Origin of the sequence: Cellulomonas pasadenensis (genome assembly GCF_047229365.1) — a bacterium.
Taxonomy (GTDB): Bacteria; Actinomycetota; Actinomycetes; order Actinomycetales; family Cellulomonadaceae; genus Cellulomonas.
On sequence record NZ_JBFTEP010000130.1, the window covers coordinates 1 to 9,927 of the forward strand.

The following is a 9,927-nucleotide window of genomic DNA, read 5'->3' on the forward strand; positions in this document are numbered from 1 at the left end:
CTGCACGGGCGCCCACCCTGCCCACGCGGGTGCCGGCTCCGGCTCCGGGGCCGGCCGGTCGGCGGCGGGGTCCGTGCCGGGCTCGCCGTGCGGGTCGGCGAGGCCCGGGACGACGAGCTCGGAGGCTGCCGCCTCGACCCACGTGGGCTCCCAGGTGGCGGGCTCGGGGGAGGCGGGGTCGTCGCCGTGCTCCGCGGCGAGGCCGGGGACGACGAGGTCCGGGGTGCTGGGCTCCGGGACGACGGGCTCCGGGACGACGGGCTGCGGGCCCGCGAGCTCGGGGACGACGGGCTCAGGGTCGGCGAGCTCGGGGACCGCGAGCTCCTCCGCGGCGAGCTCGGGGACGGCGAGCTCCTCCGCGGCGAGCACGGCCACGACCGGCTCCGCCGTCGGCGGGTCCGTGGGCGTCGCGACCACGGCGGCCGGACCGGTCCACCCGGCGTGGGCGTCGACCTCCCACGCAGCGTCGTTCCCCGCGCCGAGCGGTGCCGCGGCGTCCGGCACGGCGACCTCGACCTCGGCCTCGACCACGGGCGCGGCGGGCGCGGTGCCGGCCGACGCGTCCAGGTGCACCGTCGCGCGGCGCACGTAGTCGACCGTCCACCCGGGCGTGCGCAGCCGCCAGCGGGCGTGCGCGTCGAGCACGGCGAGGACGGGGGCGTGCACGCGCCCGTCCGCGACGACGCCGGGCGTCGCGCCGTCGGGTCCGGGGCACATCATCCAGACCGCGCCCGGCACCGAGCGCACGAGGACGTCGCCGACGGCGATGCCGATCGCGGCGGCGGGCGCGGGGGCGTCGGCGGCGTGCGTCGCGAGCAGCGTCGCCCACCGCGCGTCGAGGGCGGCGGGGTCGTGCACGTCGACGCCGTCGTCCTGCAGCCACGCGCGGAGACGGTCGAGGTGCGCGACCTCGGACGGCGTGAGCGGACGGGCGAGGACGGGGCCGGCGCCGGTCGCGGCCACCGGTGCGGTCCCCGCCGGCAGGGTCGGCGAGGCGGAGTGCATGCCCGAGGCATCGGCGTCCGCGGCGACGGCCTTGAGCCCTCGGACAGGTGAGGAACGACGCCGCCGGACGTCCCCGCCCGCCCGCCCGCAGGGCGCCGTCCGGCAGCCGCCGTTACGGTGGACGGCGTCCGTGCGCCCGCCGGGGCCTGGCTCCGTCACCGCCGCCGCGCCGCCCGCCGCGTCCCGACCACCGGAGGCCGACATCCGCCGCGCTGCCGTCACCGTCGTCACCGTCGCCTCGCTGGCCCTCGGGGTGACCGCGGGCGGGTGGGCGTGGACGGTCGACCGCCGCGCCGAGGACGAGGCGCTGCGGGCCGCCGCCGACGAGCGGGTCGCGGCCGCCGCGCTCGCGGTCGACGCCGACCGGTCCGCCGCGGCGGTGGGTGCGGCGGTGCTCGGCACGGCCGGCGCCGCGTCGGTGCGGACGGGGTCGCGCGCGGCGCTCGACGCGGCGGTCGCGCAGGCGGGCGGCACGCTCGCGTCGTCGGCGGTGCGGGTGGACGACGACGCCGTCCGGCAGGCACTCGCGGCGGTGCTCGGTGCCGCCGAGCAGGAGGCGGCGACCGCGTCGGCGGTGCGGCTGCGCGCGCTCGCGGCGGAGGTCGCCGGTGCCGAGCGCGCGGTGGTCGACGCCGTCGCCGCGCACGACGCCGCGCAGGCCGCGCAGGCCGCGCAGGCTGCGGAGCGCGCCGCCGCAGAGCGCGCTGCCGCCGCGGCGTCCCGGCCACGAGCCACGTCGCCCGGCGCCCCCGCTGCCCCCGCACCCGCCGACCGGTCCTGCGCGACGACCTACTCGGGCCCGGCCTTCTACACCTCGCCGCCGACCGACGGCGGGGACGGCAGCAACGGGCGCCTGCCCGCGTCGGCGCTGACCGCCGTGTCGTGGACGCGCGACTCGCGGGGCACGCCGTTCTACCTGCGCTCCGACGCCGCCGCGGCGCTCGAGCGGCTCAACGCCGCGTTCCGCGCCGCGCTCGGGCACGACCTCGCGCTCGACCTCACCTACCGCGACCTCGACACGCAGGTCGCGATGCGTGCGGCGCTGGGCTCGGTGGCCGCGGTACCGGGGACGTCGTCGCACGGCACGGGCCTGGCGATCGACGTGCCCGAGCTCCCGTGCACGTACGGCTGGGACACCGCCGCGCGCGCGTGGCTGGTCGCGAACGGGCCGGCGTACGGGTGGGTGTCGCCCGCGTGGGCACGGCAGGGCGGCTCGAACCCCGAGTACTGGCACTACGAGTACCGCGGCTGAGCGAGGACGGCGGGCACGGCGACGGGTGCGCGTCCGGGACCGCTCTCCGTCGCGGCGGCGCCGGCGCCCCGGCCGTCCGGCCCGTCAGTCCCCGGGCGGCCGCACCCCCGCCGCGGTCCGCGGCACGGTCCACCACGACACGGCCGCCCCCGCGAGCAGCAGGCCCGCGCACGTGAGCATGGCGGTGCGGTGCGCGGGGGCCAGCCGGGCGGCGTCGGTGAGACCGGCGCCGACGCCCGCGACGAGCGGCAGCACGGCGACGGCGAGCAGGGACGCGACGCGGGCGACGGCGTTGTTGACGGCGCTCGCCACCCCGGCGGCGTGGTCGGGCGCGGCGGCGAGCGCGGTCGTCGTCAGCGGCGCGACGGTGAGCGCAAGGCCGAGCCCCTGCAGCGTGACGCCCGGCAGCACGTGGGTGACGTACGGCGCGTCGGCGCCGACGCCGGCCAGCAGGACGGTGCCGACGGCGGCGACCGCGGGACCGGCGGTCATCGGGAGCCGGGGACCGAGCCGCAGGCCGAGCGCGCCGGCCCGCGGCGAGAGCAGCAGGAGCAGCAGCGTCGTCGGCAGCGACGCCAGCCCCGCGGCGAGCGGCGGGTACCCGCTGACGACCTGGAGGGTGACGACGAGGAAGAAGCCGATGCCGGAGAGGGCGGCGTAGACGAGCAGCGTCGCGACGTTGACGCCGGTGAACGGGCGCCACGCGAACAGGGCGGGCGGCACCAGCGGGGCCGTCGACCGGCGCTCGACGACCACGAACGCGGTCAGCGCGAGGAGCCCGGCGGCGAGCGCGCCGGCGACGACGACGGGCGAGGCGCCCGGCTCCGCCCAGGCGGTGCAGCCGTACGCGACGCCGGCGAGGCCGACCGCGGCGAGCGCGGACCCGGCGACGTCCGTGCGCGGTGCGGCGCCGGGGTCGGCGGACTCGGGCACGTGCCGCAGCGTCACGGCGACGACCACGGCCGCGAGCGGCACGTTGATGCCGAACGCCCACCGCCACGACGCCACCTCGACGATCCACCCGCCGAGGAACGGCGCCGCCACCCCGGCGACACCGCCGAGCCCCGACCACGCGCCGATCGCGCGGCCGCGGTCCTCGCCGGCGAAGGTCGACTGCAGGATCGCGAGCGACCCGGGCGTGAGGAGCGCGCCGCCGACGCCCTGCAGCACGCGCGCGGCCACGAGCGCGCCCACCGTGGGGGCGAGCGCGCACGCGAGCGACGCGAGGGTGAACCACGCGACGCCGACGAGGAACACCCGCCGACGCCCGAACCGGTCGCCGAGCGCGCCGCCGAGGAGCAGGAACGCGGCGAGCGTGAGCGCGTACCCGTTGACCGTCCACTGCAGGCCTGCGGTCGTCGCGCCGAGGTCGTCCGCGATCGCCGGCAGCGCGATCGTCACGATCGTGGCGTCGACGAAGGCGAGCGCGGAGCCCAGCACGGTCGCGAGCAGCACCCAGCGCGCGGCCGCGCTGCGGTACGGGAGGCCGGCGCCCGGTGCGGTCGTCACGGTGCGGTGGTCACGGTGCGGTGGTCACGGTGCGGTGGTCACGGTGCGGTGGTCGGCGCCCGGCCGTCAGCGCGGCCGGTCACGGTCCTTGCTCGGCTGCACGCGCTTCGGCTCGCCCGGCATCTTCGGGTACTCGGGCGGGTACGGCAGGTCGCCGTGGCCCTCGTCGCGCTCCTGCTTGTCGGCGAGCTCGAGCAGCGAGTCGAGCCGGTACCGCGGGGTCTCGTGCGCGACGAGCGGCGCGAAGAGGTCGCCGACCTCGGCGAGGCGCTGCGGCATCGTCAGCACGTCGAAGTCGTCGGGGTGCACGTCGCCGACCTCGTCCCAGCGCAGCGGCGCGGACACGGTCGCGCGCGGGTTCGAGCGGATCGAGTACGCCGACGCGATGGTGCGGTCGCGCGCCATCTGGTTGTAGTCGACGAAGATCTTCTGCCCGCGCTCCTCCTTCCACCACCGCATGGTCACCTCGTCCGGCATGCGGCGCTCCAGCTCGCGGCCGAACGCGATGGTCGCCCGGCGCGCGTCGGTGAAGGTCCACTCCGGCTCGATCGGCACGAACACGTGGATGCCTCGCCCGCCGGACGTCTTCGGCACGCCCTCGAGCCCGTGCTCGGCGAGCAGCTCGCGCACGTGCGGTGCGACGCGCGCGGCGTCGGCGAAGTCGGTGCCCGGCTGCGGGTCCAGGTCGATGCGCACCTGGTCGGGCTTGTCGACGTCGTCGCGGACCACGGGCCACGGGTGGAACGTCAGCGTGCCGAGGTTCGCGGCCCACGCCACGACGGCGACCTCGGTCGGGGCGACCTCGTCGGCCGTCCGCCCGCTGGGGAACGCGATCCGCGCCGTCTCGACGTAGTCCGGCGCCCCCTGCGGCAGGCGCTTCTGGTAGAACGCGTCGCCGCTGCTGTCCTGCCGCGTCGACATCCGGGCGCCCTCGAACACGCCCTTCGGCCACCGCTCGAGCGTCGTCGGCCGGTGCAGGAGCGCACCGAGGATGCCGTCGCCCACGGCGACGAAGTACTCGACGACGTCGAGCTTGGTGAGCCCGCGTGCGGGGAACACGACCCGGTCCGGGCTCGTGACGCGGACCGTGCGCCCGCGCACGTCGAGCTCGACCGCCGCTGCCTTCTGTGCCATGGCTCACACGGTAGGGCCGGCCACCGACATCCGCCCAGGTCACGCCGTCGGGCGCAGGGCGCGGGCGGGGCACGGGTCAGGGCGTCGTGGTCAGCAGCCCCCGGCGGTGCGCGACCGTCACCGCCTCCGTCCGTCCCGACGCGCCGAGCTTGGCGAGCACGTTCGACACGTGCACGGACACGGTCTTGCCGGAGATGAACAGCCGCTCGCCGATCTGCCGGTTCGACAGGCCCTGCGCCACGAGCGCCAGCACCTCCGCCTCGCGTGCGGTCAGGACGTCCGCCGTCTCGCCCCGCACGCCGGCGACGTCGAGCCGGCCGCGACGCACCAGGTCGCGCACCGCCGACGCGAGCGGCGCCGCGCCCATGCCGTCCGCCGCGGCGAGGGCGGCCGCCGCCTGCTCCGACGCGCCGGCCCGGTCGCCGGCGCGCAGCAGCGCCTCCGCCCACCGCCACCGGGACCGTGCCTGCTCGTACGCGTGGCCGTAGCCGAACTCCGCAACCGTCGCGGCCCACGGCGCGGGGTCGGGCGACCCGACGGCGCGTGCGTGCTCCGCCCGGGCCCGGGCCAGCCACGCGCGGCCCTCGGGGCCGATGCCGCCGGAGCGCGGGCGGCGCCCCTGCGCGGTTCGCTCGGCGCGGTCGAGGCGCGCGTCGGCGTCGGCGACGAGGTCCTCGACGGGCGCGCCGGCGAGCCGCCGTGCGGCGGCCTCGTCCGCGACGGCCGCGAGCGCGAGCGCGCTCATGCGGATGCCGCCGGTGTACATCTCGGGCCACACGGAGCGCATGTGCGCGTCGACGCGGTCGAGCAGCGCGCGCGCCTCGGCGGGGCGGCCCTGCCACGTGAGCGCGTCGACCGCGTTGCCGCCCGCGAGCAGCGCGACCAGCGGGTCGCGGTCCCACCACCGCTCGAGCGCCTGCGCGCGCGCCACCACGTCGGCGTCGCCGCGCGCCACGGCGGCCCACAGGTCGGCGGCGGCGACGAGCGCCGCGCCGAACTCGGGGACGTCGTCGTCCGCCGGGCCGGTCACGCGTGGCGACAGGTCCCCGCGGGTGTACCGGATGGTCGCGTCGAGCGCGTGCAGGTCGACGGCGTGCGGCGCCCACGCCATGCCGAGCGCGCGCGCCCGCTCGAGCCCGGCGCGCGACGCCGCGGCCGCCCGGTCGAGGTCGCCGACGTCGTAGTGCGCGGACGCCAGGTTGTAGCGGATCCGCAGCTCGGTGGCGCGGTCGTCGGCGCCCACCGCGCGCTCGAGGGCCTCGGCCAGCAGCCGCGTCGACAGCGCGTGGTCGAGCCGCTCGGCGACCGCGAGCGTCGCCATCGCGTCGGACTCGGCGGCCGCGGCGCCCACCGCGCGGGCGATCTCCACCGCGCGGGCCGCCAGCTGCTCCGCCTCGTCCTCGCGGCCGGCGTTGACCGCGGCGCGCGCGTACGTCGCGAGCGCCCACGCGCGCTCCGGCGTCGGCGCGTCCGGCAGGTCCGCGACGGCCCGCGTCGCCTCCGCCAGCGCGGCGGGCACGTCGTCCACGCCGAGCAGGTGCCGCGCGAGCGCGGTGCGCACGGCCGGGAGCTCGTCCGGCGGTGTGCCCGGCGCCTCCAGGGCGGAGCGCGCCAGCTGCACCGCGCGGTCGGGAGCGCCGGAGCGGCTCGCGGCGCCCGCGGCACGCAGCAGCACGCGCGCCCGGTCCTCCGGCAGGCCCGCCGCCTCGTCCGGCACCGCGTCCCACAGCCGCAGGACGACCTCGAGGTGCCGCAGCTCCTCCGTCGGGGCCAGCACGCGGTGCGCCTGCAGGGCCGCGTCCCACGACGCCCGCAGCGCCACCGGCAGGTCCGGCGCGCGCACCGCGTGCGCGGCCCGCTGCGCCGCCGTCCCCACGCCCGGGTCCGCGTCCAGGGCGCGCAGGTACGCGCGGTGCACGCCGCTCAGCTCGCCGGGCAGCAGGTCCGTGTAGACGGCCTCCGCGAGCAGCGCGTGCCGGAACGCGATGCGCCCGTCCTCGACGACGAGCACGTGCTGCGCCACCGCGTCCCGCAGCGCCCGGTCCACCGCCCCCGGCTCGTGCAGGGCGGCGTCGCCGTCGGCGCGCGCGGCCGCCCGCAGCAGCGGCTCGTCCACGCGGCGCCCGGCCGCCGACGCCAGCTGCACGAGCCGCAGCGGCCCCGGCTCGAGCTGCTCCACGCGCGTGCGCAGCACGTCGCCGAGCGACCAGGGCAGCTCGTCCCCGTCGGCGCCCGCCTCGAGCAGCTCCTCGGTGAAGTACGCGTTGCCCTCGGCGCGCTCGCGGACGCGGCGCAGCAGCGGGTCGGGCAGGGGCTCGCCGGCGACGGCGGCGGCGAACGCGCGCAGCTCGTCGTCGGTGAACGGGTCGAGCGGCAGCCGCTCGGTGCGCGGGTGCCGGGCGAGCTCGGCCGCCACGGGACGCCACGGGTGGCGCCGGTGCAGGTCGTCGGTGCGGTAGGTGACGACGACGAGCACGTGCTGCACGGTGAGGCGGGAGACGAGGAAGCGCAGCAGGTCGCGGCTGGACGCGTCGGCCCAGTGCACGTCCTCGAGGACGAGCAGCAGCGGGTGCTCGGCCGACGCGCAGCCGGTGAGGGCCTCCACGACCCCCTCGAACAGCTGCAGCCGGTCGGCGGCGTCGTCGCCGGGCGGCGCCACCGTGCCGTCACCGGCGAGCCGGCCCAGCGCGGGACGCGCGGCGACGACCGCGCGCACGGCCTCCGGGTCGAGCGCGTGCAGCGCGCCGAGCGCCTCCGCGAACGGCAGGTACGGCAGGCCGATCTCGCCCAGGTCGACGCAGTGCCCGGTGACCACGCGCGCGCCCTCGGCGGCCGCGCGCGCCGCGACCTCGCGGACCAGGCGCGTCTTGCCGACGCCCGCGTCCGCCCCGAGCAGGACGAGCGACGGCGTGCCGGCGCGCGCGCGGCCCAGCGCCTCGGCGAGCCGGGCGACCTGGGCCGCGCGCGCCACGAACGGGGTGCTCATCGGGCCGCGTGCCACGCCCCCGATCCTGGCAGCACCCACCGACGCGCGGGTGCGCGGCTCACACCCGCACGGGCGGGTGCCGCCGCGGCGTCGGTCCGGGCGCGGCGGCGTCCCCGCGCGGCGGTGCGGCCGTGCCCGAGCGCGTCCTGGACGCGCTCGCGGCGGTACGCGAGCTCGGCGTCGAGCGCCGGTCCCCACATGGTGGTGCTCATGTCGTCCTCCCTCGTCGGTCCGTGCGGGCCGGGCGGCGGGCGCTCCGGCACGACCCTGACGTTGCCGGTGAGGCGGGGGTGCGCGGATCGGTCGGTCGCCGGGTCCTGGCCGACCGGGTCGGGCGGCGCGCGCCTGAGGCGGCCGGCCGCGGGCCTGAGGTACCTCAGGCGGGCGGGCCGGGCCACCCCGACGGGCCGGCGCCGCAGGTCGGGGTCGGCTCCGGGTCGGACCCGGAGGCGCCCGCGCGCGCGGCGCGGGAGGCTCGGGGGTGTCGGGTGCGGACGGTCCGCACCGGGACGGAGGAGTCACATGGACGGGATCCGCGACGCGTTCGCACGCGCCGGGCTGGTGCGCCCCTACGCGGGCCGGCTGCTGGCGGGCGTGTGCGCCGGCGTGGCGCTGCGCGCCGGGGTGCCCGCCTGGGCGGTGCGGCTCGTCCTGCTGCTGCTGCTCGTGCTGCCCGGCAGCCCTTTCCTCATCTACGCGGTGCTGTGGATCTGCATGCCGGCCCAGGGCTGGGTGCCGCCGACCCGCCCGGTGCGCTGACCTGCGTCGTCGTCCGCGCGCCGGCGGGGTCCCGGGCCGCGTCGTCCGCCGGCACCGGCAGTCGGACCGGTGTCCGGCACGCGGGCCGACCGGCGAGACCGGCCCGTCTCGTGCACCCTGGGGGGCGTGGGTGACGTCCGGGACCTCCGCAGCGGACGGCGGCGTGGTGCGCCGCCGCCCCTCCTCGACGACGAGCTCGTCGTGCTCGCCGAGCGCAGCGCCTCGCGCCAGGCGCGTCACTGGGTGATGCGGTCCGTCGCCGGCGCGGGCGTCGGCGGGGCCGCGAACCAGGTGATCGAGCTGCTCGCGGGCGAGCTGGTGTCCAACGCCGTCGTGCACGGACCCGCCGGCGAGCCGGTGCAGGTCGCCGTGCGCGTCGACGGCAGCGTCGTGCGCGTCGCCGTGACCGACCGCGGCGGCGGCACGCCCCGCGTCCGGCACCCCGAGCCGACCGCGCCGAACGGCCGCGGCATGGCCCTCGTCGAGGCGCTGTCGTCGGCGTGGGGCTCCGCCCGGCAGCCGGACGGCGGCACGACCGTCTGGTTCGAGGTCGACACCGAGGAGTAGCCGTCCGGCCCGTCGCCGGCGGTCCCTGCCGTCCCCGTGCCCGTGCCCTCCTGCCTGCGGCCCCCGTGCTGCCCGTTGTGCGCGCGAGGGGGAGGAACGATACGTTCGTCCAGGATTTGCAGGGCAGGACGGGTCCCGGCGTGCCATCTGCGGGGCGCCGCGGGCTCGCAGGACGGAGGGGACCGATGACGGACAGCGGCGGCGACGTGGCCACGCGTGACGCGACGGCGGGGGCGCTGCCCCACATCGTCGCGGAGGTGCGCGAGGACGGGACGGGGGAGATCTCCGTCGACGGCGTGCTCGAGCGCATCGCGGCGGCCGACCTCGCGGAGGCGGGGGCGCAGATGACCGCGCGCATCGCGGCCCTCGCGCAGGAGGCCGGGCGTGCCCTGCCCGTCGAGGTGCGCGACCCGGACGGCCTGTGGGCGCTGCTCATCCACCCCGACGGCCGCGTGGACGAGGCCGCCGACGCCGACGAGGTCGCACCGCTGACCGCTCCCGTGCCGGCCGGCGGCACGCCGCTGCCCGTCGCCGCGACGGGCGACCTCGCGGCCGCCGACACGGTGGCGTCCGGCTCCGTGCCCGCCGACCCCGCGCCGTCGGGGCCGACGCCCGTCGCGGCGACGTCGCCGGAGCCCGGGGCGAGCGGGCCGACGCCCGCGGTGGACGCCCGGTCGCTTATACACATATCCGAGCCCACGAGTCTCGTAAGCCG

The 9,927-nt window shown here is 79.0% G+C and carries 7 protein-coding genes and 2 pseudogenes; 4 read left to right on the top strand and 5 right to left on the bottom strand.

What is annotated here, in order from left to right; all coding sequences use genetic code 11:
- Positions 1–1,005: pseudogene (locus tag AB6N23_RS15070) on the bottom strand (hypothetical protein); the annotation flags it as partial.
- Positions 1,006–1,135: 130 nt separating this feature from the next.
- On the opposite strand from AB6N23_RS15070, the gene AB6N23_RS15075 reads away from it, so the two are divergent.
- Positions 1,136–2,257, top strand: coding sequence for a M15 family metallopeptidase (locus AB6N23_RS15075; protein WP_412866826.1), 1,122 nt, complete (start codon positions 1,136–1,138; stop codon positions 2,255–2,257).
- Between the two features lie 84 nt (positions 2,258–2,341).
- On the opposite strand, the gene AB6N23_RS15080 is transcribed toward AB6N23_RS15075, so the two are convergent.
- From AB6N23_RS15080 to AB6N23_RS15095, 4 genes are all read right to left on the bottom strand, one after another.
- Positions 2,342–3,766, bottom strand: a complete 1,425-nt coding sequence (locus AB6N23_RS15080) for an MFS transporter (protein WP_412866827.1) — start codon at positions 3,764–3,766, stop codon at positions 2,342–2,344.
- A gap of 66 nt (positions 3,767–3,832) precedes the next feature.
- Positions 3,833–4,900, bottom strand: coding sequence for a non-homologous end-joining DNA ligase (gene ligD / locus AB6N23_RS15085; RefSeq protein ID WP_412866828.1), 1,068 nt, complete (start codon positions 4,898–4,900; stop codon positions 3,833–3,835).
- A gap of 76 nt (positions 4,901–4,976) precedes the next feature.
- Positions 4,977–7,901, bottom strand: coding sequence for a helix-turn-helix transcriptional regulator (locus tag AB6N23_RS15090; protein ID WP_412866829.1), 2,925 nt, complete (start codon positions 7,899–7,901; stop codon positions 4,977–4,979).
- The gene (locus tag AB6N23_RS15095; protein WP_412866830.1) at positions 7,883–8,098 is read right to left on the bottom strand and encodes a hypothetical protein; all 216 of its coding nucleotides are present in this window, start codon (positions 8,096–8,098) and stop codon (positions 7,883–7,885) included. Before AB6N23_RS15095 ends, AB6N23_RS15090 begins: the two co-directional genes overlap by 19 nt.
- 310 nt (positions 8,099–8,408) lie before the next feature.
- Here AB6N23_RS15095 and AB6N23_RS15100 point away from each other — a divergent pair, with 310 nt between their 5' ends.
- The 3 genes and pseudogenes from AB6N23_RS15100 to AB6N23_RS15110 form a co-directional block, all read left to right on the top strand.
- Complete coding sequence (locus AB6N23_RS15100) at positions 8,409–8,645, top strand: PspC domain-containing protein (protein ID WP_412866831.1); 237 nt, start codon at positions 8,409–8,411, stop codon at positions 8,643–8,645.
- Between the two features lie 126 nt (positions 8,646–8,771).
- Positions 8,772–9,212 carry an ATP-binding protein gene (locus tag AB6N23_RS15105; protein WP_378201457.1) on the top strand — a complete coding sequence of 147 codons (441 nt, stop codon included), beginning with the start codon at positions 8,772–8,774 and terminating at the stop codon, positions 9,210–9,212.
- A 185-nt stretch (positions 9,213–9,397) separates the two neighbouring features.
- Positions 9,398–9,927 (top strand): annotated as a pseudogene (locus AB6N23_RS15110) (hypothetical protein); the annotation flags it as partial.

Bases quoted from the DNA above. Each gene is read 5' to 3' on its own strand.
- ligD (WP_412866828.1), bottom strand. From the start codon at position 4,900: ATGGCACAGAAGGCAGCGGCGGTCGAGCTCGACGTGCGCGGGCGCACG.
- AB6N23_RS15100 (WP_412866831.1), top strand. From the start codon at position 8,409: ATGGACGGGATCCGCGACGCGTTCGCACGCGCCGGGCTGGTGCGCCCC.
- AB6N23_RS15095 (WP_412866830.1), bottom strand. From the start codon at position 8,098: ATGAGCACCACCATGTGGGGACCGGCGCTCGACGCCGAGCTCGCGTAC.